This window comes from Homoserinimonas sp. A520 (genome assembly GCF_054489245.1).
Genome location: NZ_JBTMWX010000005.1, coordinates 103,891 through 126,555, shown reverse-complemented (window position 1 = coordinate 126,555; position 22,665 = coordinate 103,891). Strand labels below are relative to the sequence as shown.

21 protein-coding genes are annotated in these 22,665 nt (G+C 66.3%); 16 read left to right on the top strand and 5 right to left on the bottom strand.

Annotated features, from left to right (window positions below; genetic code table 11):
- Window positions 1-18 precede the first annotated feature (18 nt).
- The 3 genes from ygfZ to ACX3PH_RS12820 all read right to left on the bottom strand — a co-directional run bounded on the left by ygfZ (window position 19) and on the right by ACX3PH_RS12820 (window position 2,207).
- Window positions 19-1,113: a CAF17-like 4Fe-4S cluster assembly/insertion protein YgfZ gene (gene ygfZ / locus ACX3PH_RS12830; RefSeq protein WP_459093075.1), complete on the bottom strand. Its 1,095-nt coding sequence runs from the start codon at window positions 1,111-1,113 to the stop codon at window positions 19-21.
- Between the two features lies 1 nt (window position 1,114).
- Complete coding sequence (locus ACX3PH_RS12825) at window positions 1,115-1,720, bottom strand: heme-binding beta-barrel domain-containing protein (protein ID WP_459093074.1); 606 nt, start codon at window positions 1,718-1,720, stop codon at window positions 1,115-1,117.
- Window positions 1,721-1,940: 220 nt separating this feature from the next.
- Entirely contained in the window at window positions 1,941-2,207 is a 267-nt protein-coding gene (locus ACX3PH_RS12820) for a hypothetical protein (protein ID WP_459093073.1), read from the bottom strand.
- 116 nt (window positions 2,208-2,323) lie between these two features.
- On the opposite strand from ACX3PH_RS12820, the gene ACX3PH_RS12815 reads away from it, so the two are divergent.
- From ACX3PH_RS12815 to pstB, 10 genes are all read left to right on the top strand, one after another.
- Entirely contained in the window at window positions 2,324-3,013 is a 690-nt protein-coding gene (locus ACX3PH_RS12815) for a response regulator transcription factor (protein ID WP_459093072.1), read from the top strand.
- Window positions 3,006-3,848 carry a mycothiol synthase gene (gene mshD / locus ACX3PH_RS12810; protein ID WP_459093071.1) on the top strand — a complete coding sequence of 281 codons (843 nt, stop codon included), beginning with the start codon at window positions 3,006-3,008 and terminating at the stop codon, window positions 3,846-3,848. The genes ACX3PH_RS12815 and mshD overlap by 8 nt, the downstream gene beginning before the upstream one ends.
- 102 nt (window positions 3,849-3,950) lie before the next feature.
- The gene (locus ACX3PH_RS12805; RefSeq protein ID WP_459093070.1) at window positions 3,951-6,140 is read left to right on the top strand and encodes an RNA degradosome polyphosphate kinase; all 2,190 of its coding nucleotides are present in this window, start codon (window positions 3,951-3,953) and stop codon (window positions 6,138-6,140) included.
- On the top strand, window positions 6,137-7,075 hold the full coding sequence (locus tag ACX3PH_RS12800) for an NUDIX hydrolase (RefSeq protein ID WP_459093069.1): 939 nt from the start codon (window positions 6,137-6,139) through the stop codon (window positions 7,073-7,075). The genes ACX3PH_RS12805 and ACX3PH_RS12800 overlap by 4 nt, the downstream gene beginning before the upstream one ends.
- An 85-nt stretch (window positions 7,076-7,160) precedes the next feature.
- Window positions 7,161-8,651: a leucine-rich repeat protein gene (locus ACX3PH_RS12795; RefSeq protein ID WP_459093068.1), complete on the top strand. Its 1,491-nt coding sequence runs from the start codon at window positions 7,161-7,163 to the stop codon at window positions 8,649-8,651.
- 27 nt (window positions 8,652-8,678) lie between these two features.
- On the top strand, window positions 8,679-9,761 hold the full coding sequence (locus tag ACX3PH_RS12790) for a phosphate ABC transporter substrate-binding protein PstS (RefSeq protein WP_459093067.1): 1,083 nt from the start codon (window positions 8,679-8,681) through the stop codon (window positions 9,759-9,761).
- A 396-nt stretch (window positions 9,762-10,157) separates the two neighbouring features.
- The gene (locus ACX3PH_RS12785; protein WP_459093189.1) at window positions 10,158-11,249 is read left to right on the top strand and encodes a phosphate ABC transporter substrate-binding protein PstS; all 1,092 of its coding nucleotides are present in this window, start codon (window positions 10,158-10,160) and stop codon (window positions 11,247-11,249) included.
- A 136-nt stretch (window positions 11,250-11,385) separates the two neighbouring features.
- Window positions 11,386-12,333 (top strand): phosphate ABC transporter permease subunit PstC, encoded by a 948-nt coding sequence (gene pstC / locus ACX3PH_RS12780; RefSeq protein WP_459093066.1) that lies wholly within the window; start codon window positions 11,386-11,388, stop codon window positions 12,331-12,333.
- A complete protein-coding gene (gene pstA / locus ACX3PH_RS12775) occupies window positions 12,333-13,427 on the top strand; it encodes a phosphate ABC transporter permease PstA (protein ID WP_459093065.1) in 1,095 nt (364 codons plus the stop codon). Before pstC ends, pstA begins: the two co-directional genes overlap by 1 nt.
- Window positions 13,428-13,439: 12 nt before the next feature.
- Complete coding sequence (pstB, locus tag ACX3PH_RS12770) at window positions 13,440-14,219, top strand: phosphate ABC transporter ATP-binding protein PstB (RefSeq protein WP_459093064.1); 780 nt, start codon at window positions 13,440-13,442, stop codon at window positions 14,217-14,219.
- Between the two features lie 242 nt (window positions 14,220-14,461).
- Here pstB and ACX3PH_RS12765 read toward each other — a convergent pair whose 3' ends face one another.
- Both ACX3PH_RS12765 and ACX3PH_RS12760 read right to left on the bottom strand, forming a co-directional pair.
- On the bottom strand, window positions 14,462-15,091 hold the full coding sequence (locus ACX3PH_RS12765; RefSeq protein ID WP_459093063.1) for a DNA-directed RNA polymerase subunit beta: 630 nt from the start codon (window positions 15,089-15,091) through the stop codon (window positions 14,462-14,464).
- Between the two features lie 29 nt (window positions 15,092-15,120).
- Window positions 15,121-16,014 (bottom strand): LysR family transcriptional regulator, encoded by an 894-nt coding sequence (locus tag ACX3PH_RS12760; RefSeq protein ID WP_459093062.1) that lies wholly within the window; start codon window positions 16,012-16,014, stop codon window positions 15,121-15,123.
- 112 nt (window positions 16,015-16,126) lie between these two features.
- Between ACX3PH_RS12760 and ACX3PH_RS12755 the strand changes: the two genes are divergently transcribed.
- From ACX3PH_RS12755 to ACX3PH_RS12730, 6 genes are all read left to right on the top strand, one after another.
- Complete coding sequence (locus ACX3PH_RS12755; protein WP_459093061.1) at window positions 16,127-17,722, top strand: ABC transporter substrate-binding protein; 1,596 nt, start codon at window positions 16,127-16,129, stop codon at window positions 17,720-17,722.
- A gap of 63 nt (window positions 17,723-17,785) precedes the next feature.
- The gene (locus ACX3PH_RS12750; RefSeq protein WP_459093060.1) at window positions 17,786-18,802 is read left to right on the top strand and encodes an ABC transporter permease; all 1,017 of its coding nucleotides are present in this window, start codon (window positions 17,786-17,788) and stop codon (window positions 18,800-18,802) included.
- The gene (locus tag ACX3PH_RS12745; RefSeq protein ID WP_459093059.1) at window positions 18,799-19,698 is read left to right on the top strand and encodes an ABC transporter permease; all 900 of its coding nucleotides are present in this window, start codon (window positions 18,799-18,801) and stop codon (window positions 19,696-19,698) included. The genes ACX3PH_RS12750 and ACX3PH_RS12745 overlap by 4 nt, the downstream gene beginning before the upstream one ends.
- A complete protein-coding gene (locus ACX3PH_RS12740; RefSeq protein ID WP_459093058.1) occupies window positions 19,695-20,657 on the top strand; it encodes an ABC transporter ATP-binding protein in 963 nt (320 codons plus the stop codon). The genes ACX3PH_RS12745 and ACX3PH_RS12740 overlap by 4 nt, the downstream gene beginning before the upstream one ends.
- Complete coding sequence (locus ACX3PH_RS12735) at window positions 20,654-21,481, top strand: ATP-binding cassette domain-containing protein (protein ID WP_459093057.1); 828 nt, start codon at window positions 20,654-20,656, stop codon at window positions 21,479-21,481. Before ACX3PH_RS12740 ends, ACX3PH_RS12735 begins: the two co-directional genes overlap by 4 nt.
- Window positions 21,478-22,653: a serine hydrolase domain-containing protein gene (locus ACX3PH_RS12730; protein ID WP_459093056.1), complete on the top strand. Its 1,176-nt coding sequence runs from the start codon at window positions 21,478-21,480 to the stop codon at window positions 22,651-22,653. The genes ACX3PH_RS12735 and ACX3PH_RS12730 overlap by 4 nt, the downstream gene beginning before the upstream one ends.
- The last annotated feature ends 12 nt before the right edge of the window (window positions 22,654-22,665 follow it).

Below are 22,665 nucleotides of genomic sequence, written 5' to 3'. Positions count from 1 at the left end.
CGCTACTCGACCCGCGGACTATTCGCGGGGTCGACGCACCTGTCCGAGACGAGGGAGCCGGGGCACGTCGGCTGTTGCACCGGCATCCGGCGGGACGATGACCTCCTGGGAGGCGGCGATGCTGGTGCCGTCCGAGACCACCGTGAGCACGGCATCCGGATCGGTGTTGCGCTTGATGACGGCGAGCGCGATCAGTCCGTACTCGTGGTGGCGTGCCGCAGAAGTCACCGCGCCGACCACCTTCTCCCCCAGCTGCACCGGGTCGCCGTGCGCGGGCAGCACCGACTCCGAACCGTCGAGGTGCAGCATCACCAGACGGCGCGGCGGATGCCCGAGGTTGTGCACCTTGGCGACCGTCTCCTGCCCGCGGTAGCAGCCCTTGTTCAGGTGTACGGCCGAGCGCAGCAGGTCCAGTTCGTGCGGGATCGACTTCTCGTCGACCTCGGTGGAGAAGCGCGGGCGCCACGCCGCGATCCTCAGCGCCTCCAGCGCCTGCATGCCGGCCACCGGGAGCGCGGTGACCGCGAGCTGGTCGTCACGGTCGATGATGATCTCGCGGTAGCTGAACTCGGCACCGGGATGGATGCTCGCCGCGTATTGGTGCCCACCGGCCCGAACCACCGGCCAGGAGTCCTCCCACACCAGCGGGACACCGTTCGGGGCGGCGACCGGCAACTCAGGTGTGCCGAGTGTTCCCACGGTCTTGAACTGGTCTGAGCGGTCGGCGACCTCGACCTGCATCATGAACTTCATGCGGTTCAGCCAGGCGACCAGGGCGTCCACCTCCGCCCGCTCGAGAAGGATCCACAGCGCTACGCCGTCGTCGATGAGCCGCAGCACGTGCTCGATGCGGCCGTTCGGGTCGAGGATGAGCGTCTCGCTCGACTCCCCGGGCTTCAGGCCCTTCAGCGCCTGGCTGGAGATCGAGTCGAGCCAGGTGAGCCGGTCCGGCCCGGTCAGCGAGAGGACGGCCCGGTGCGAGAGGTCGACGATGGCATCACCGGATGCCAGCGCCCGCTGCTCGAGGGACGGGTTGCCATAGTGCGCGGGAACCCCCGCATCGAGACCGGTGCCATCAACGGCACCGGGCAGGTTCAGGAAGTTGGTGGTCATCTCACTCGACTTTCGCGAGCCTGGCCGACGCGTGCGAGGTCAGGTTCTGGCCGAGGGCGGCGATGTCCCAGGCCCACAGCAGGTGGTTCTCGACCAGCCCGTAGAGCCTGGTCGAGGCGGAATGCTCCTTCGCGGTCGCGGAGCGCATGATCGCATCAGTCCCCAGGTCGATGCGCGGCCCCTTCACCTGGCCGAGGTACAGCTCGCTGACGCCACCCGGGTGCAGCAGCGCAACCTCGATGTCGAAACCGCCGGTCTCATTGCGAAGCTCCTCGACGGCATCCGCGTTGCCGAAGCGGGTCTCGCCGACACCGGGGAGCATTCCCGGCCCGGGGTCGCTGTCGGTGAGTTCACGGCTCAGCCGCCAGTACCCGGTTTCGGATGCCAGCGGATGGTGGTGCTCGAGTTCTTCCTCGCCGACCCAGGTGTAGGAGTTGTAGTTGAGGTAGGGGAAGCCGTCGTGGCTGAAGCTGATGCGCTGGCCGAACTCCACGTTACGGGTCTCGTCACCGACGGGGTAGTTCACCACCCCGCTGCCTTCCCACACGCCGATCAGCCAGGACAAGGGCACCAGCTCAGGCGGGAGGGACGCGTCGAGTTCGATCATGGCGCTGCCCCAATCAGCGCGGGCGCGCGACTAGCGCTGGCCGCGAAACAAGTTGTAGAGAACTACGACCGAGATGCCGCCGATGGCCAGCGTGGCCAGAACGAGGAGGCCGACGAAGAAGAGTTCCAGGGCGAGCAAGGAGGTCATACGGGCAATTCTACTCCGAGACCGGCTGGCGCCGGCCAACCGGCCCGATTTGAGCTCAGCAGCGCAGCGAGCTTCAGCCGAGCAGCGCGCTCACACCGGTGGCGATCGCCAGCACGACGATGGATCCGCCGAGACTCGCCATGACCCGGTTCACCAGGCCCTCCTTGCGGTCGAGCCCCAGCTGGATGCAGAACGTCAGGATGATCCCGGTCGCCAGCGAGACCGAGAACCAGAGGAGGTGGGCGTCGGCGTGCGCGAACAGGAGGATGAACCCGGCGGCGAGCGCCAGCAGCACCCACACCGGGGTCACGGTGTAGAGCGACAGCTTCTCGATGGGCACGATGCAATCTTGCCCCAGAAACTTGGGGCACGGAGGCCCCGGGCGACGGATGTCTGGATCCCGGTGTCATCATCCCGGCGACTCGGTAGACTGGCGCTCTTCGAAAAGGAGGCCCGTTGGCGCAGCTGCTGGTACTCACGCCCGCGCCCGCCAGCGAGGTGCTGCCAGCACTCGGACTCCTCGGGCACACCGTACGCCAGGTGCCGGCCAGCCCCGAATACCTGGTGAATCCGCCCAGCTGCGACCTGGTGCTCATCGACGCCCGCACCGAACTCTCGAATGCGCGAGCGCTCAGCCGACTGCTGTCATCCACCGGGCTCGACCTCCCCCTGCTGCTGGTCGTCACCGAGGGCGGGCTCGCCGCGGTGAACGCCGAGTGGGGAGTGGACGATGTGGTGCTCGCAAGTGCTGGACCTGGCGAGGTGGATGCTCGCATCCGCTTGGCAACCGGTCGGCACCGATCTGAGGAGACGAGCCACACCATCCGGGCATCCGGCCTCGTCATCGATGAAGGCAGCTACTCGGCGAAAGCCAACGGGCGTGCGCTCGACCTCACCTACAAGGAGTTCGAGTTGCTGCGCTTCCTGGCCGGGCACCGGTCACGGGTCTTCACCAGGGAGCAGTTGCTCAGCGAGGTGTGGGGTTACGACTACTTCGGCGGCACGCGCACGGTCGACGTGCATGTTCGGCGGCTACGGGCGAAGCTGGGAGATCTTGAGGCATTGATCGGCACGGTGCGCAACGTCGGGTACCGCTTCACGCCGAACGACAAGGAGTCTGAAGAAGGGGACGACAACGATGAGTGACTTCCTGCGGGACCTGATTGCAGCTGCCACCGCAGCGGATGGGCAGCCGCCGTTCTCCGACCAGAGCCTCGTCGACCACGCCGCCGGGACGCGACAATTGTTGACGGTGGGCAGTGAGGCGCTCGAGGGCGAAGCGCTGGGTGCCGCGTTGATGGCAGCCGATGACGGTGGCGCGGAGGCAGAACTGGTGGTGCATCCGGATGCTCGCCGCCGGGGGTTCGGTGAGCGCCTGCTGCGCGACGTGATCGACGGAGCCGACGGGACGCTGCTGATCTGGGCACACGGGGACCACCCCGGGGCGCGGGCACTCGCCGCGAAGTACGGCTTCGAGCCGGTGCGGGAGTTGCTGCAGTTGCGGGCCGCGGTGCCGGAGCCGGCCCCGGTCGCGGATGCGCACCGAGGTGTACGTGCATTCCAGCCGGGCGTCGACGACGCCGCGTGGCTCGCCCTGAACGCGCGGGCGTTCGCCGGGCATCCGGAACAGGGCAAGCTCGCGCAACCTGACCTGGACGCGCGGATGGCCGAGCGCTGGTTCGACGCCGACGACTTCCTGCTGCTGTGGGACGGCGAAGAACTGACCGGCTTCTGCTGGCTGAAGGTCGCCGGAGACCTCGGCGAATTCTACGCGGTCGGGGTCTCGCCCGACCGGCAGGGCGAGGGTATCGGCCGCACGCTCGTCGAGGCGGGGCTGAACCGGCTGGCCGAGCGCGGCATCCGCGAATCCAACCTCTACGTCGAGGCGGATAACGAGCCCGCCGTTCGGCTGTACCGCTCGTACGGCTTCACCAACTACACCGTCGACATCCAGTACCGCTCGGAAACCCCCGCGCATTAGTGCCCGTTCCGGAGAGATGTGCCCGGCGAAACGGGTGCATCTCTCCGGAACGGCCACTATCGAGTTCACCGGCGCGTAAGGCGTGAGTGCAATGATGTTGCGATGGACGAGACCTTCCTCGACGACACCGGTCTGGCCACCGACAGCCTGGACGACGACTACGACTCGCCCTGGGTCGACGACGGAACGCTCCCAGCCGACCGCTACCTCGACCGCGAGCTGAGCTGGCTCGCGTTCAATACCCGCGTGCTCGAGTTGGCGGAGGACGACAATGTTCCGCTGCTTGAACGCTGCAACTTCCTCGCCATCTTCGCCAGCAACCTCGACGAGTTCTTCATGGTCCGCGTCGCCGGACTGAAGCGTCGCATCCTCACCGGCCTGGCCGTGCCGACCAACACCGGCCGCGCGCCCCAGGACGTGCTGCAGGACGTGAGCGACAAGGCGCACGAACTGCAGGAACGGCATGCGGCAGTGTTCCGGGACCTGGTGAAACCGGCGCTCGACGATGCCGGTATCCACGTCGAGTCCTGGATCGACCTCGACGACGCCGACCGGCAGCGCATCGACGAGATATTCTCTGCCCAGATCTTCCCGGTGCTGACCCCGCTGGCAGTCGACCCGGCGCATCCGTTCCCGTACATCTCCGGGCTGTCGCTGAATCTGTCGGTGCGCGTGCGCAACCCGAAATCAGGCAAGGTGCAATTCGCCAGAGTGAAGGTGCCGACCAACCTGCCGAGGCTGGTGCAGCTGCCGGATGATGAACGCGGCCTGCTGCGCTTCATCCCTCTCGAAGACCTCATCTCCAACCACCTGGGCGAACTGTTCCCCGGAATGGACATCCTGGAGCATCACGAGTTCCGGGTGACCCGGAACGAAGACGTCGAGATCGAGGAGGACGAGTCGGAGAACCTGGTGCAGAGCCTCGAACGCGAGCTGCTGCGCCGCAAGTTCGGTCCACCGATCAGGCTCGAGATCACCGACGACATGGACGAGGTGACCCTCGGCCTGCTGGTTCGTGAGCTCGGCATCACCGAGCAGGAGGTCTACCGGCTGCCCGCGCCCCTCGACCTCGGCGGACTGTACGAGGTGTTCCGCATCGACCGGCCGGCCCTGAAGTACCCGAAGCACCCCCGCACGACCAACGCCGACCTGCGCAGCGCCGACCCGGCAGTCGCCCCAGACGTGTTCGCATCGATCCTCCGGCAGGACATCCTGCTGCACCACCCCTACGAGTCTTTCAGCACCAGCGTTCAGGCATTCCTCGAGCAGGCGGCAACCGACCCGAACGTGCTCGCCATCAAGCAGACGCTGTACCGCACCTCCGGCGACAGTCCCATCATCGACGCCCTCATCGCCGCAGCGGAGGCGGGCAAGGCGGTGCTTGCGCTGGTGGAGATCAAGGCGCGATTCGATGAGACCGCCAACATCTCCTGGGCGCGCAAGCTGGAGAAGGCGGGAGTGCACGTCGTCTACGGGCTGGTGGGGCTGAAGACGCACTGCAAGCTGGCGCTGGTCGTTCGGCAGGAGAAGGACGGAACGCTCATCCACTACAGCCACATCGGAACCGGCAACTACAACCCGAAGACCAGCCGCGTCTACGAAGACCTGGGGCTGCTGAGCGCCGACCCGGTCGTCGGCAAAGACCTCAGCCGGCTGTTCAACGAGCTGAGCGGCTACGCCGTCGAGAAGAAGTTCAAACGGCTCCTGGTGGCACCGCGGCACCTGCGGAAGGGCCTGCTGAAACGCATCAAGGCGGAGGCGGTCAATGCGGATGCCGGACTGCCGGCCGGCATCCGGATCAAGGTGAACTCGATCGTCGACGAGCAGGTGATCGACGCGCTCTACCGGGCCAGCCAGGCCGGCGTTCCGATCGACCTGGTCGTCCGCGGCATCTGCGGGCTGACGCCTGGCGTCCCGGGTCTCAGCGAGAACATCCGGGTGCGCTCGATTGTCGGCCGCTACCTCGAGCACTCGCGCATCTTCTCCTTCGTTGCCGGCGGCGACACCCAGGTGTACATCGGGAGCGCCGACCTGATGCACCGCAACCTCGACCGCCGCGTCGAGGCGCTCGTGCGACTGGTGGACCCCGCGCACCTCGAACACGTCGAAGCGATTTTCGACCTCTCCATGTCGCCCGAGATCGCCTCGTGGTCACTCGAATCGAACGGCGAGTGGGTCCGCAATTACCGCAATGATGACGGAACCTTGCGGCTGGACCTGCAGAATGTGATCATGCAGCGGATCTCCGACCGACCCGTCACGACCAGGATCCACGCCGGGATGCGCCGGTGAGCCGCGCACCGGTCTTCGCCGCCGGTGCCGTGTGCTGGCGAGTGGTCGATGGCAAGCTCAAGGTGCTTCTCGTGCACCGAGACCGGCACGACGATGTCTCCTTCCCGAAGGGCAAGGTGGACCCGGGCGAGAGCCTGCCGCAGACCGCGGCGAGGGAACTCCACGAGGAGACCGGCCTTCGCCTGCACCTCGGCGCACCGCTCGGCACTACGGAGTATGAGCTGCCCGGCGGCCGCGACAAGGTCGTCTATTACTGGGCCGCGGAGGTCGACGACGACACGCACGCCTCGTCGACGTTCGCGCCCAACGACGAGATCACCAGGCTCGAATGGCTCTCGTTGCGCAAAGCGCGCGAGGCCCTGAGCTACCCACATGACCGCGATGTGCTCGACCGCTTCCAGGCGCGGGTCGACAACGACACCTACCGCACTTTCGCGATCATCGCGCTGCGCCACGGCAAGGCCGTTTCTCCCACCAGCTGGGAGGGAGCGGATGCGACCCGGCCGCTCCAGGAACGCGGCGAGAGGCAGGCGGTGAGTGCGGCATCCGGTATTGCCGCCTACAGCCCTTCGCGGTTGGTCAGCAGCACCGCTGCCAGGTGCCGGGCGACCCTCCAGCCGCTGGCCGACCTGATGCGCCTGGACGTCAAGGAGGACGCCAGAATCAGCCAGGACGCTTGGGAGAACGGCGAAGCGGACGTCGCGGACGTCGTCGCCAAGCGCCTCGCCAAGGGCAAGACCGCCGTGATCTGCAGCCACGGCCCGGTGATTCCTGAACTCATCAGGCAGCTGGCCTACCAGACCAATACGCCGCTCGATGCGCCGCTTCGCAGCTCGGCCGACCTGGCGACCGGCGACTACACAATCGTGCACCTGGCCCGGCAGGGGCCGGAGCGCGGGATCATCGCGGTCGAGACACACGGGCCCGTGCTCTAGATCTCTTCGTTGCCCATTCTTGAGGATTGAGCGTTATATTGATAGGACGCCCTCGTTGGGACAGCGCGACTAGGAAAGGCCGCACATGCCCACCACAAGGGATTCCCACCTTCATGCCCACGTCGCACGAGCTGCCCGTGCGGCAGTCGTCCTCCTGGCAGGGCTCCTGATGGCGGTCGCAACCGTCCTCACGGCGCCACCCGCCTTCGCCGCAACAGTCACCGAGGGCGGGATGACCTTCGTGACGGACGATGCCGCCCGCACCGCGACCGTCACCGACTTCGACGACTCCGTGACCGTCCTGGTCATCCCCGACACCATTACCCACGCGGGATCGGATTACGTCGTCACCGCCATCGGAGACCGCGCGTTCATCCATGCACCCCTCACCTCCGTGACGATCCCCGACTCGGTTTCAACCATCGGAGGCAATGCATTCTCCTACACAGCCCTCACCTCCGTCACGATCGGCAGCTCCGTCACCACCATCGGCCACCACTCGTTCTTCGACACATACCTCAACTCGGTCACGATCCCCGACTCCGTCACCACCATCGGAGACTTCGCGTTCTCCGGCACAGCCCTCACCACCGCCACCATCGGCAACTCCGTCACCACCATCGGCAGGTATGCGTTCGCAAACGCACGGTTCGCCTCCATCGTGATCCCGGACTCCGTCACCTCTGTCGGAGACTTCGCGTTCTCCAACACATCCCTCACCTCGGTCTCCATCCCAGACTCCATCACCACCATCGGAGACTTCGCGTTCTCCGGCACATCCCTCACCACCGTCACCATCCCGAACTCCATCACCACCATCGGCCACTATGTGTTCTCCAACACATCGCTCACCACCGTCACCATCCCGAACTCCATCACCAGCATCGGAGACGGCGCGTTCTCCAGCACACCACTCACCACCGTCACCATCCCGAACTCGGTCACCACCATCGGATACCGTGCGTTCGCGGGTACACGCCTCACCACGGTCACGATCCCAGGTTCCGTAACCTCCATCGGCGCGGAGGCCTTCTACCTGAGCTCGCTGACATCCCCGGTATTTCAGGGAGCGCCGCCGTCAACGCTCACGGCCAACGGGGTGAACGGCTCGCTGGGGACCAACCCGGCGCTGGTCGTGTATTACCCGAGCCGGTTCGCTGCCGGCTACGCACCCGGCGGCGCGATCACCTGGCAGGGTTACACCACCGCCCCCGGGGCGACGCTCGGCTTCGACACGGGCGGACACGGCGACCCGATCGACAGTGTGACAATCGTCCCGGCAACCACTGCTGCGCCGCCAACCGCACCGACCAGAATCGGATACACCTTCACCGGATGGTTCACCACCAGCACCGGAGCCACCCCGTTCGATTTCACCGCCCCTCTCGCCGCCGACGCCACCGCGTTCGCCGGCTGGGCTGCCCTCCCGGCCTCCCCCACCACACCCGCGGCCACCCTGCCTCCGACCGGGGCCGACTTCACACCTGTCGTACTGGCCGGCACCTTGCTCCTCTTGCTCGGAACTCTGCTGATGGTCGGCCGTCGCGCCATCGCGCCCAGGAACGAATCAGAATAGGCCGAGCCACGCTGTTAGCCTGAGTGCGTGAAGTTCCAGCGTGGTGGCCGCCTGACCGTGGCGTGTGTGGCGGCAACCCTGCTGCTGACATCCTGCGCCGTCAACGAACTGAATCTTCCCCCCGGATCAGACCTCAGCGGCACTGTTGTGGGCGGCGGGGCGTCGTCACAACAGGCCGCCCAGGAGGCCTGGGTTGCCGGGTTCCAGTCATTGCACCCGAACGCGACGGTCGAGTACGACCCCGCCGGTTCAGGTGCCGGTCGCGACATGTTCATCGCCGGCGGCGCATCCTTCGCAGGCTCCGACCGGGCCTTCACCGATGAGGAGCTGGCCGAGAAGGAGTTCAGGGCCTGCGCGACCGGAAGCAGCATCATCGAGCTGCCGACCTATATCGCGCCCATCGTCATCGTCTTCCAAATCGACGGGGTCGACGAGTTGAAGCTCGACCCGGAGACGATCGCCAGGATCTTCTCCGGCGACATCGACCGCTGGAACGACGACACCATCGCTGAGCAGAACCGGAACACGGAGCTCCCGGACATGGCGATCACCCCCGTGCACCGCTCCGACGAGTCGGGCACCACGGAGAACTTCACCGACTACCTGGCCGCGGCAGCACCGGATGCCTGGGGCTACGAACCGCACGGAACCTGGCCGTTCGAGGGCGGCGAGGCCGCGCAGGGCACCTCCGGTGTTGTCGACACCGTGCGCAACGGCTCGGGCACTGTCGCCTACGTCGACGCATCACGCGCGGGCGACCTCGGTGTCGTCTCGGTGAAGGTCGGCGGCGAGTACGTTCCATACTCGGCGGAGGCGGCATCCGCCATCGTCGATGCCTCACCGATTTCCGAGGGCCGCGCCCCCGGCGACCTGGCGATCGAGATCGACCGCACCACCACACAGGCCGGCGTCTACCCGATCGTGCTGATCAGCTACCTGATCGGTTGCGCGGAGTACGCCGACCCTACCCAGGCGGAACTGGTCAGCGAGTACTTCACGTACGTCATCAGCGACGACGCGCAGGCCCTGGCGGCCGAGTACGCGGGTTCGGCCCCGATCAGCGCCACCCTGCAGCAGAAAGCCGAAGAGGCCGTAGCCCTCATCAAATAGCAAAGACCCTAGTAACCGTCCTCGACCAGCTAACGCTGCTCGTGGGGGTTTCGACAGGCTCAACCAGCGGAGCTTGAGCGCTTCGCCAGTCGCGAGCCGCGCTGCCTGCCCCTCCGGCAAACCCGAGCCGGCGGCTGGGTGTGGGTGGTTTGCGGGGTGTCGAGTTTTGAACGATTGGGGCGGACACGCTTTTCGTCCGCCCCAATCGTTCAATGTTTGAGCTGAGGAGCAAGCGGCCCATTCCCAGACGCAACACCCGCTGAGGGTTGGCCACTCGTTAACCTGCCGTTCACCCACCGGGTCGAGTGTTGTTAACCGCGGTTCCTACGGTGTCCCCATGGGGCTGCACCAGCCCCATGACCACAATCACATTCCCTCGAAAGGAACCCTGTGAAGATCACCACCAAGCGTTGGGGCGCCATCGCTGCGATTGCCGTTGTCGGCACGCTGGCTCTCTCCTCCTGTGCAGCCAATGAGGGGACCGCCTCGGCGGACGACTCCACCAGCACGCTTTCCGGCACGCTGGTCGGCGGCGGCGCATCGTCGATGGCCACGGCCCAGGAGGCCTGGGTTGCCGCTTTCCAGACCGCGAACCCGGACGTGACCGTCGAGTACGACCCCACCGGCTCCGGCACGGGCCGCGACAACTTCATTGCCGGGGCGAACGTGTTCACCGGCACCGACCGTGCGTTCAACGATGAGGAGCTGGCGGAGGACAACTTCGCCGGTTGCGTTCCGGGCTCACCGATCGTGCAGATCCCGGCCTACATCTCCCCGATCGCGGTCATCTTCAACCTGGAGGGCGTCTCCGAGCTGAACCTGGATGCGGCCACCATCGCCGGAATCTTCAAGGGTGACATCACCACCTGGAGCGACGAGGCGATCGTCGCCCAGAACGAGGCGGTTGAACTGCCGGATGCCGCGATCACCGCTGTTCACCGCGCCGACGAGTCGGGCACCACGGAGAACTTCGTCGAGTACCTGAGCGCCGCGGCCCCCGAAGTCTGGGACGCCGAGGTCAGTGGTGACTGGGCTTACGAGGGTGGGGAGGCCGCTCAGGGCACCTCCGGTGTTGTTGACGCCGTCACCGGTGGAACCGGCACCATCGGCTACGCGGATGCTTCTCGCGCCGGCGACCTCGGAGTCGTCTCCGTGAAGGTCGGCGACGAGTACGTGCCGTACTCGTCAGAGGCCGCTGCGGCAATCGTCGACGCGTCCCCGATGGTCGAGGGACGCGACGCGGTTGACCTCACCATCGAGCTGGACCGCACCTCAGAGGCCGAGGGTGTCTACCCGATCGTCCTGATCAGCTACCTGGTCGCATGCTCCGAGTACGCCGACGCTGAGGCCGCCGAACTGACCAAGGCATACTTCGACTACGTGATCAGCGACGAGGGCCAGGCCACCGCTGCTGACGCAGCTGGTATCGCACCGATCTCCGCCTCGCTGTTCGAGAAGGCGAAGGCTGCGGTCGACAGCATCAAGTAACATCGCTCACGGCCTGCCCGGTGCCCCCTCGTGTTGTGCGTGGGTGTAGCACCGGGCAGACTGGGGTTGTGACAGTGTTCGCAGCCCGCACCCTGAGTTTCTCCGCACCATCCACACCCCAGGGGACCACGAACTGATGACCACGCCGGCCACGGCCCCGCGCATCCGGGCGAAGCAGCGCCTCGGTGACCGGATCTTCTCCAGCACCGCGCTGACTGCCGGCGGGCTGATCCTCGCCATCCTGGCTGCTGTCGCCGCTTTCCTGCTGGTGGAGAGCATCCCGGCCATCACAGCAGACCCGAACGATGTCAACATCCTCGACGGGGAACCGTTCTGGTCGTATGTCGCGCCGCTCGTGTTCGGCACCTTGTGGGCATCCGCCCTCGCCCTGCTGATGGCCGTTCCGGTGTCTATCGGCATTGCCCTGTTCATCTCGCACTACGCACCCAGGCGCCTCGCGCAGGGACTCGGATACATCATCGACCTGCTCGCCGCCGTTCCGTCAGTGGTTTTCGGCCTCTGGGGCGGCAACGTGCTGGCGCCGGCCGTGCAGCCGGCCTACACCTGGCTGACCGAGAACCTGGGCTGGATCCCGTTCTTCGCCCCGCCGGCATCCGGAACCGGCCGCACCATCCTCACCGCCGCCATCGTGCTCGCCGTCATGGTCCTGCCGATCATCACCGCCCTCAGCCGGGAAGTGTTCCTCCAGACGCCGGTGCTGCACGAGGAGGCCGCGCTGGCACTCGGCGCCACGCGCTGGGAGATGATCCGAACTGCCGTACTGCCGTTCGGTCGTCCGGGGATCGTCTCCGCCTCGATGCTGGGCCTCGGCCGTGCGCTCGGGGAGACGATGGCCGTCGCCATGGTGCTCTCCGCATCCGGCGGCATCACCTTCGCTGTGCTCACCTCCTCCAACCCGGGCACCATCGCAGCCAACATCGCCCTGCGCTTCCCAGAGGCGTTCGGGCTGAACATCAACCTGCTGATCGCGACCGGCCTCATCCTGTTCGCCATCACACTCATCGTCAACATGATCGCGCGCTGGATCCTGGCCCGCCGCAAAGAATTCTCGGGAGCCAACTGATGACGAGAATCACGGCAACCGATTCGCCGGAGACCACGGACTTCCCGAACCCGTACTCCGCCGGGCTCCTGGGCAGGCACACACCGCTCTACGTTCTCCTCAGCGCCCTCGCCGTCTCGGCCATCGTCTTTTGGTTGTTCCAGCAGGCGGAAGCTTCCGACTTCAACGTCTTCGGGATGCTGCTGGTGGCGGCCATCCTGTACACGGTCATCATCTACTTCTACTCACTGCTGATCGAAGGCTCACGCAGGGCGAAGGACCGGCTGGTCACCGCCCTGGTCGGCGGCGCGTTCATGCTCGCCCTCCTGCCACTGGTCTCCCTGCTCATCACGGTGGTCACCAACGGTCTCGCCCGTTTCGACCTCGAGTTCTTCACCTACTCGATGCGCAACATCGTCGGCGATGGCGGCGGCATCGTCCACGCAATGGTCGGCACCCTGCTGATGACGCTGACGGCCACCCTCATCTCGGTGCCGATCGGGTTGATGACCGCGATCTACCTGGTCGAGTACGGCCGTGGTCCGCTCGCCCGCTCGATCACCTTCTTCGTCGACGTGATGACCGGCATCCCGTCGATCGTCGCCGGCCTGTTCGCCTACTCGGTGTTCGCGCTGTTCTTCGGGCCGGGGGTCAAGCTGGGAATCGCGGGCGCCATCTCGCTCTCGGTGCTGATGATCCCGATCGTGGTTCGCTCCTGCGAGGACATGCTCAAGCTGGTGCCCAACGAGCTGCGCGAGGCGGCTTACGCGCTGGGCGTCCCGAAGTGGCTGACCGTTCTCAAGGTGGTGCTGCCGACATCCATCGCCGGAATCATGACCGGTGTCACGCTCGCCATCGCCCGCGTCATCGGCGAGACCGCCCCCCTGCTGGTCGCGGCCGGGTTCACCAACAACCTCAACTACAACCTGTTCGAGGGCCGGATGCAGAGCCTGCCCGTCCTGGTCTACAACCAGTACGTCAGCCAGGGCGCCGTGCCGCAGGACTACCTGAACCGAGCCTGGGCGGGCGCGCTCACGCTCATCCTGATCGTCATGGCGCTCAACCTCGCCGCCCGCCTCATCGCCCGGTACTTCTCGCCCAAACTGGGCCGTTAGCTAAGGAAACCCGTGTCAAAACGTATCGAAGTGCGCGACCTCGACGTCTACTACAGCAAGTTCAAGGCGGTCGAAGGCATCACGCTGAACATCGAGCCGCGCAGTGTGACGGCGTTCATCGGGCCGTCCGGTTGCGGCAAGTCGACCTTCATCCGCACCCTGAACCGGATGCACGAAGTCATTCCCGGCGCCTACGTGGACGGCGAAGTTCTCATCGACGGCAGCGACCTGTACGCTCCAGGCGTCGACCCGGTGCTGGTGCGACGTCAGGTCGGCATGGTGTTCCAGCGGCCGAACCCGTTCCCCACCATGTCGATCCGCGAGAACGTGCTGGCCGGCGTGAAGCTCAACAACCGGAAAATCTCCAGGAGCGACGCGGATGACCTGGTCGAGAAATCGCTGCAGGGCGCCAACCTCTGGAACGAGGTCAAGGACCGCCTCGACCGGCCCGGATCGGGGCTGTCCGGCGGGCAGCAGCAGCGTCTCTGCATCGCGCGAGCCATCGCTGTGTCCCCTCAGGTGATTCTGATGGACGAGCCGTGCTCAGCGCTCGACCCGATCTCCACCCTCGCCATCGAGGACCTCATCGAGGAGCTCAAGACCGAGTACACGATCGTCATCGTCACCCACAACATGCAGCAGGCGTCGCGGGTGTCCGACCGAACCGCGTTCTTCAACATCGCGGGTACCGGCAAACCGGGCAAGCTCATCGAGTACGACGACACCAACAAGATCTTCTCGAACCCGTCAGTGCAGGCCACGGAGGATTACGTCTCGGGCAAGTTCGGGTAGTTCCGCCGCCGTCGGCAGCCTCGAGCGACCGCCGCTTGCGCTGATGCGTGGAGTCCGGGGATTGGGAGACGGTTGTGTGCCGGGTCGCGGAACGCCTCTCGGCGCGAGGCCGCTCGTAGCGGCGAATATTGGAGCCCGGGGTTACCGCGACCCGACCTGACCAACCTTAACCTACGCATCCTGAGTCGCGAGCCCGGTTCGCCAGTAGCGCACGGATGCGCGGTCGAGCGTGTCGGGACGGATCAGTCGAGCGAGCCGGCCCGCCAGAGCTTCGCGCAGGCAGCCAGCTCGCCGGCCATATGCGACAGGCGGAGTGCCTTCGTGGTCAGCGCCGTGGCTCGTTCCGGGGACGCGACTTCGACGTCATCGGCGACACTGGTTGCGCCCAGACTGGTCAGTCGGCAGAAGGCGGCGGCTCGTTCCAGAGCCACGGCGAAGTCGCCCTGGAACAGCCCGCGGAGGATCTCGTCGGCCAGCGCGGTGATCTCGGCGGGGCCCGTCGGCGACGTCGCACCGGCAACCACGGCGTCGATGTTGGACACAACCTCGGTGCCCCGCTGGTAGAGGAAGCTCGACTGCTCGGCGTCCTGCCGGGTCAGGGCGCGCAGGAGGTAGATGCTCCACAGTGCGCCCGGCAGGCTGTGCGGGCTCGCCCGCGACCACAGTTCCGCGATCGCATCGATGCCGTTCTCGTCGGTGTACGTCACCAGCCGCTCGACGATTTCGGCGTCGGGCTGCTCCCGCACACGTCCGAGCAACGCACCTGCCGTCTCGTGGGCAATGCGGCTGATGTGTGCGGGGTCTTCGCCGCCGATGATGCTCTCGAACATGGAGCCCGAGAACAGGGTCGGCTTGTGAAACTCGTCAGTCATCCGCTCAAGCCTAAGCCTGGCGCGTGGGGTCAGCGCATCCCGCGGGTTTGCGGGTAGAGATCGGCGATGAATGCTTCGAGCTCATCGAGGCAGTTCTGGATCAGTCCGGTGGCGTAGTGCCGTTCGTCCCAGACCCCGTACAGGGTGATGACCAGCTCGCCGGTCGGCGATGCGATGGGCACCGTGACCAGGTCGAAGCGGGAGTCGTCCGACAGCACGCAGATTCCTCGGCCGGCAGCGGCGAGAGCTTGCGCGAGTGACGGGGACTCGGTCTCGATGGATGCCGTGAAGGTCAGGCCGGCCCGGCTCGCGGCGGCATCGAACATCTGCCGCACCCCATGCGAGCGACTCATCATGATGAGTGGCTGCTCGACGAGTTCGGTGATCGGGATGCTCGCACGGCCGGCCCACGGGTGGTCTGCCCGCACCTGCGCCCAGAGGAAAGCGTGCCCGATCACGCGGCTGCCCAGCTCCGCCGGCGGGATGCGCGTGCCCACCGTGAAGTCAGCCTCACCAGTGTCGATGGTGTCGTAAACCTGTTCGGGGACCCGCTCTACGACGTTGCCGATGATCCCATCGGGACCGACGGATGCGACGAACGGCGAGATAATGTCGGCGACGGTTGTCGGGGCGGATGCGACGGTGAGGGATGCGACGGTGCCCCGAGCGAAGGCGCGGGCTGCCGAGCGGGCTCGGCCGGCACGCGCCAGCAGGTCCTCGGCGACGGGGAGGAATGCGCGGCCGGCTGGTGTGAGGGTGAGTCCGCGCGCCGATCGGTCGAATACCGGGAAGCCGAGGTCCTGCTCGAGCCGACGGATTTGCCTGCTGAGCGATGGTTGTGCGACGTGGACTCGAGCCGCCGTGGCGTGCAGTGAACCGGTCTCTGCGGCCACCTGGAAGTACTGCAGAAGTCGTAAGTCCATGTGATACCTCCGAGGCATCGGTTTAGCCAATATTGGGTATTAGCATGTTATTACCAACCGCGGATAGTCTTGCCGGAATTCGCCGCTCCGGCGACTCATGATGGAGGCAAACATGGCACTGACACAAGCGCGCAGACGTGGCGCTCTGACTTTCACGGGCGCCGCTGTAGCCGGTGTGATCGCTCTATCCGGCTGTACCGCATCCGGACCCGCCGCAACCGACACCTCAGTTCTCACTGTCGCAGCATCGGCTGCCGTGACGACGTGGGATCCGGTTCGCTCATTCTCGACGGAAGCCCTGTACCTGGGCAACGTCTACGAACCGCTGCTCTGGAAGAACGCGGAAGGCTCAGAAGAAGAGTTCACCCCCGGCATCGCCGAATCCTGGTCCGTCAGCGAAGACGGCCTCACCTGGACCTTCGATATCCGTGAAGGCGTCACCTTCCACGATGGCGAGATGGTCGACGCTGAGGCGGTCAAGGCGAGCATCGAAGCAGCCCAGGCCAACGGCGGCGCATCGTTCATCTGGGTGCCGCTGGAGAGCGTTGAGGCTCCTGACGAGACCACTGTCATCATGCACCTGAGCTACGCCGCTCCGGCAGACCTGATCGCATCATCGACCTACGGCGCCTGGATCGTCTCGCCGAAGGCACTCGAGTCCGTCGCTGCAGATGAGAGCTACTTCGAGCAGGGCATCTCCGCCGGCACCGGGCCGTACACGATCAAGTCCTACACCCCGGGCGAGAAGGTCGTGCTCGAGGCATTCGACGACTACTGGAACGAGGATGCCCGGCCCGCCTACGACATCGTCGACGTCGCCATCACGGCCGATGCCGTGACCGCCCAGCAGATGTTCACCGCCGGTGAGGTCGACTTCGCCACGAACATCCCGATCGAGAACGTGACCTCGGTCGCCGACCAGGTGGGCGCGGAGGTGCGGGAGTACAACTCGCCATTCAACTTCGTCGCGCTGTTCAATACCGTGCGGCCACCCCTCGACGACCCAAAGGTTCGGCAGGCGCTGAGTTACGCCGTTCCGTACGAGGACATCATCGACGTCGGCGGCCAGGGCTACGCCAGCCAGTCGTACGCCGGGGTTCCCCGCGGAATCTTCCCGTACTCCGAAGATGTTCCGCAGTACAGCCAGGACCTCGACAAGGCAGCCGAACTGCTCGCTGAAGCCGGGCATCCGGACGGTGGATTCTCGCTCACCCTCACCTACGCATCCGAGAACGCGGCCGAAGCCCGCTTCGTGCCGCTGATCAAGGACGCATTCGCCCAGATCGGCGTCGAGGTCGAGGTTCGCGCCGAGCTGTTCAACCAGCAGTGGGAGAACGCCAAGGCCGACCCGGCCACCGCGCAGGACATGTTCGTGCTGTACTACTGGCCGACCTACTCCGACGCGGGGTCAGACAACCTGTACTCACTGTTCCACTCCAGCGATGCACCGTTCTTCAACCTCAGCTACTGGAACAATGCCGAGTACGACGCATTGATCGACGAGGCAGCGACCTACACGGCGAGCGATCGCGACCGCGCGCAGGAACTCTATGAGGAGGCGATGACGTTGCTGGTCGACCAGGCCCCCGGCGTCTTCCTCTACGACGTGCGCCTGCCATCCGTGGTACCCAGCCATCTGGAGGTGGGAGCGTACAACGAGAATTATCCGTTCACCACGTTCTTCTCGAAGATCTCGCCCGCAGAATAATCGGGTCGGGGCGGGCTGCGAAAAGCCCGCCCCATCCCCCCGAACCAACTACTAGGAGACGCAGTGCTGCGCTTCATCGCCAAGAGGGCCGGGACGGCGGTGCTCGTCATCCTCGTCCTCACGATCATCGTGTTCATCCTGACTCGCGTGATCCCCGGCGACCCCGCCGTCGTGTACGTCGGCCCCAAGGCCCCGCCTGAGGAACTCGCGCGCATCCGCGAGAAGCTCGGCTTCAACGACCCGCTCATCATCCAGTACTTCACCTATCTTCTCGGACTGGTCACCGGAGATTGGGGCAACTCTCTGGCCAGCAAGCGTCCGGTGCTGGATGAGCTGGCGACCCGGCTGCCCGCCACCCTCGAGTTGCTGTTCGTCGCGATGCTCGTCGCGGTCGTGCTGGGCATCGCCCTCGGGGTGCTGGCCGCCCGGCGCCCCGGCAAGGCACTGGATGCGAGCATCCGCTTCCTCTCGATCGGAGGTGTCTCGATCCCGGCGTTCTGGCTCGGCCTGCTGCTGCAAGTGCTGTTCGTCGGCCAGCTCGGGATCCTACCGGCCACCGGGCAGTTCAGCACCGCAATCGCCTACGCGAGCCCCATCGCCGACGTGACCGGCTTCGCCCTGTTCGACAGCCTGATCACCGGCAACTGGGTCGCGTTCCAGGACGGCCTCGCCCACCTCATCCTCCCGGCCGTCACCCTGGCCGCCTACCCGCTCGGTCTCGTCGCCCGGATGACCCGCGCCTCGATGCTCGAAGTGATGGGACAGGACTACGTGTTCACCGCATCCGCCTACGGCATCCGGGACGGGCTCATCCGCTGGAAGTTCGCACTCAAGAACGCGCTGCCGCCGACCATGACCATCATCGGCCTGGCAACCGCCTACTCGCTCACCGGCACCTTCTTCGTCGAGGTCGTCTTCAACTGGCCGGGAATCGGGCAGTTCGCCACCGCAGCGATGGTGGCCGTGGACTATCCGGCAATCATGGCCATCGCCATCCTCGGCGCCACCGGCTACCTCATCGCGAACCTGGCGGTCGACATCGTCCAGGCCCGCCTCGACCCGCGCGTGAGGATCTCATGACTGCCGCAATTACCACCCCCGCAGGCGAGTACACGCCGGCCGGGCAGGGCTTCTTCTCGCGTGCCGTGCGGGTCATGCGCGCCGACCGTCTTGCCATGCTCGGGCTGGCGCTCATCGTGCTGGTCGTCGTGCTCGCCGCGTTCGGCGACTGGATCGCACCATTTCCGGAGCAGGGTCATGGGACAACGAACGTGGATGCCCGCCTGCTGGCGCCCAGTGCGGCACACTGGTTCGGCACCGACCAACTGGGCCGCGACATCCTGAGCCGGGTCATCATCGGTGCCCAACCGGCCTTGGTGGTCTCCATCTTCGTGGTGGCCATCGCCGCGGCGATCGGCATCCCCCTGGGGGCCATCGCCGGTTACCGGGGCGGATGGCTGGACGACCTGCTCATGCGCGTGACTGAAGTGTTCCAGTCGTTCCCACCGCTGCTGCTGGCCATGATCACGGTTGCGATCCTCGGCCCCAGCCTCCTCAACGCCGGCATCGCCCTCGCCATCAGCTGGTGGCCCTGGTACGCACGGCTCGTGCGCGCCGAGGCGCGCTCGCTCCGGGACCGGCCATTCGTCGAGGCGGCGCGGGCCACGGGCGTGCCGACCTTGCTCATCCTGCCCCGTCACATCCTGCGCAACTGCATGACCCCGATCCTGGTGCAGGGCACCGTCGACATCGGCGCGGTCGTGCTCGCGGTCGGCTCACTCGCGTTCCTCGGCCTCGGTGCCCAACCGCCGGACCCGGACTGGGGCCTCATGGTCGCCGAGGGTCGGGGCCAGATCTTCACCGCCTGGTGGATCTCCACCTTCCCCGGCCTCGCGATCTTCTTCGCCGTACTCGGGTTCAACCTCGTGGGCGATGCGCTCCGCGACCTCCTCGACCCCCGGCAGGTGAAGCGATGAACGACCTTCTCGTCATCGACGATCTCGAAGTCGAGTTCGTCGAACGCGGCCGGACCACAAACCGTCCGCTGCGCGGCATCTCGCTCGCGCTCGCACCGGGCGAAGTGCTCGGCATTGTCGGCGAGACCGGCTGCGGCAAGAGCCTCACCGGGCTCGCGGTGCTCGGCCTGCTGCCGAAGGGCGCTGTGCGCACCGGACGGATCATCATCGACGGCACGGAGCAGCACCCGGATCGCCCCGAAGCGGCACGCGGTGACGTCATCTCGATCGTGTTCCAAAATCCCGGAACAGCGTTCAACCCGGTGTTCACCCTCGGTCAGCAGATGGAGGCCGTCGTCGCCCGGCACCGCGCCATGACGGGCAGGAAAGCGCGCGAACACATTCTCGGCTACCTCGAGCAGGTGGGTCTGCCCGATGCCCAGCGCGTGTTCCGCAGCTATCCCCACGAGCTGTCCGGCGGGATGCTGCAGCGGGCGATGATCGCGATGGCGCTGCTCTGCGAACCGCGGCTGCTCATCCTCGACGAGCCGACCACCGCGCTCGACGTGACGGTCGCCAAGCAGATCCTGGAACTCATCCTGTCGCTCCGCAACCGGTTCGGCTTCGGCGTGCTTCTCATCACGCACAACCTCGGGGTCGTCAGCCAAACCTGTGACAGCGTGGCCGTCATGTACGCCGGTCGCATCATCGAGTCCGGGCCGGTCGACTCCGTGCTGAACCACCCCACACACCCGTACACGATCGGTCTGCTCGGCGCCCTGCCCGCCCGGCACCGTCCCGGCAGCCGGCTGGAGGCCATCTCGGGCGTGGTGCCCGGCAACCTGATGGCGGTGAGCGGATGCGCATTCGCCGACCGCTGCCCGCTCGTCATCGACGCCTGCCGCACCATCGATCCACAACTCATGCCGATCGCACCGCTGCATGAGGTGGCGTGCATCAGGGCGGAGGAGGAATCGTGACCGGCATTCTGGAGCTCACCGACATCGTCAAGGTATACCGCTCTCACGGGAGCGAGGTGCGGGCGGTCGACGGCGTCTCGTTCTCGGTCGAGGAGGGAACCACCTTCGGCCTCGTCGGGGAGTCGGGGTCGGGCAAGAGCACCATCGCCCGGTGTGCCCTCCGGCTGATCGAACCGACGTCGGGCACGAGCGTCGTGGACGGTGAGTCGATTCTCGAGCTGCGAGGCTCCCGCCTCCGCCGGCTGCGCGGGCGCACCGGCATGGTGTTCCAGAATCCCGTCGCCGCGCTCAACCCGCGCGTCTCGGTCGCCGACTCGATCGCCGAGCCGCTGCGCACCCACACCGCCCTCCGCGGCCGAGCGCTCCAGGCACGCGTGCACGAACTGTTCGACCAGGTCGGCCTGGGTCGCGCACACGCTGATCGGCTGCCCCACCAGCTCTCCGGCGGCCAGTGCCAGCGCGTCGGCATCGCCCGGGCGATTGCGACGAACCCGCGACTGCTCGTGCTCGATGAGCCGACGAGCGCCCTGGACGTATCGGTGCAGGCACAGGTGCTCAACCTGCTGCAGGAACTGCGGCGCGAGTATCGACTCACCTACCTGCTGATCTCCCACGACCTCGACGTCGTGCGCCACATGAGTGATACCGCCGGGGTGATGCGCTCGGGTCGCCTCGTCGAGATCGGCCCGGCAACCGAGGTGCTCGTCTCGCCCCAGCACGAGTACACGAAACGCCTGCTCGAATCCATGCCGCCCACACCCGGCGCGATCATCCAGGAATTGTCCCTACCATCCCGTCCGAACGAAGAAAGTATTCACTCGTGACCCAGTCCCTCACCCCTCTCACCGACACCGGCTCCCGGGCAACCCTGGGCCTCGAGAACTGGCAGGATGCCCCGCATAACCGCTGGACGTATTCTCGCGTCAGCGAGTTCGTGCCGGCCGCGAGAATTTCCCGCCATCCGCAGGTGGCGACGGATGAGCGAGCCCGGCTCCCGCGGAAGCTGGCGGATGCCCTGCCCGACCTGGACGCCCGCCTCGCCGAGAGCTACACGGACGCGTTCCTCGTGGTCACCGACGGGAAGGTCGTCGATGAGCGGTATGCAGAAGGTTTCCAGCCGCACGACCAGCACCTGCTGATGTCGGTGTCGAAGTCGATCTGCGGGCTGGTCGTCGGCACCCTGGTCGACGAGGGCGCGCTCGACGTGAACGCGCGGGTCGAGCAGTACGTGCCGGAGCTCGCCGGAACCGGCTACGGGGACGCCACGGTGCAGCAGGTGCTCGACATGACCGTGGACGTCGAGTACGACGAGGACTACACCAACCAGAACTCGCACGTGCAGGCCCAGGACCGGGTGGCCGGGTGGCGGCCAAGCCTGCCCGGCGACCCGGCAGATACCTACGAGTTCCTCACCAGTCTCCGTTCCGGAGCTGGTGACCATGGTCGTCGTTTCCTGTACTGCTCAGCCGGCACCGATGTGCTCGCCTGGATCATCGAGAACGTGACCGGTCTGCGGTACGCCGAAGCGGTGTCGCGGCGACTCTGGTCGCGCCTCGATTGCCAGGACGAGGCATCCATCACCGTGGATGCCGGTGGTTTCGCCTTCGCGAACGGCGGCATCAGCTGCACCGCGCGCGACCTCGCCCTGGTGGGCAGGCTCATGCTGGACGGCGGCGTCGCAGGTGATCGACGCGTGGTGTCCGAGGAGTGGGTGCGCAGCAGCTGCACAGGCGGGGACTCGGCGGCGGCAGAGGGATCCGCCTACCAGCAGGTGCATGCGGACGGCGCCTACTCGAACCAGTGGTGGGTGACCAACAACGAGCGCGGCAACTTCTATGCGAGCGGAATCCACGGCCAGTTCATTTGGGCGGATCCGCAGACCAACACCGTGGTCGTGAAGTTCTCATCATGTCCTGAGCCGGTGACCGTCGCGTGGAACAAGCTGCACTCCGAGCTCTTCATGGATGTGTGCCAGGCAGTCGAGGGACTGCGTTAGGCCAGCCGCGCC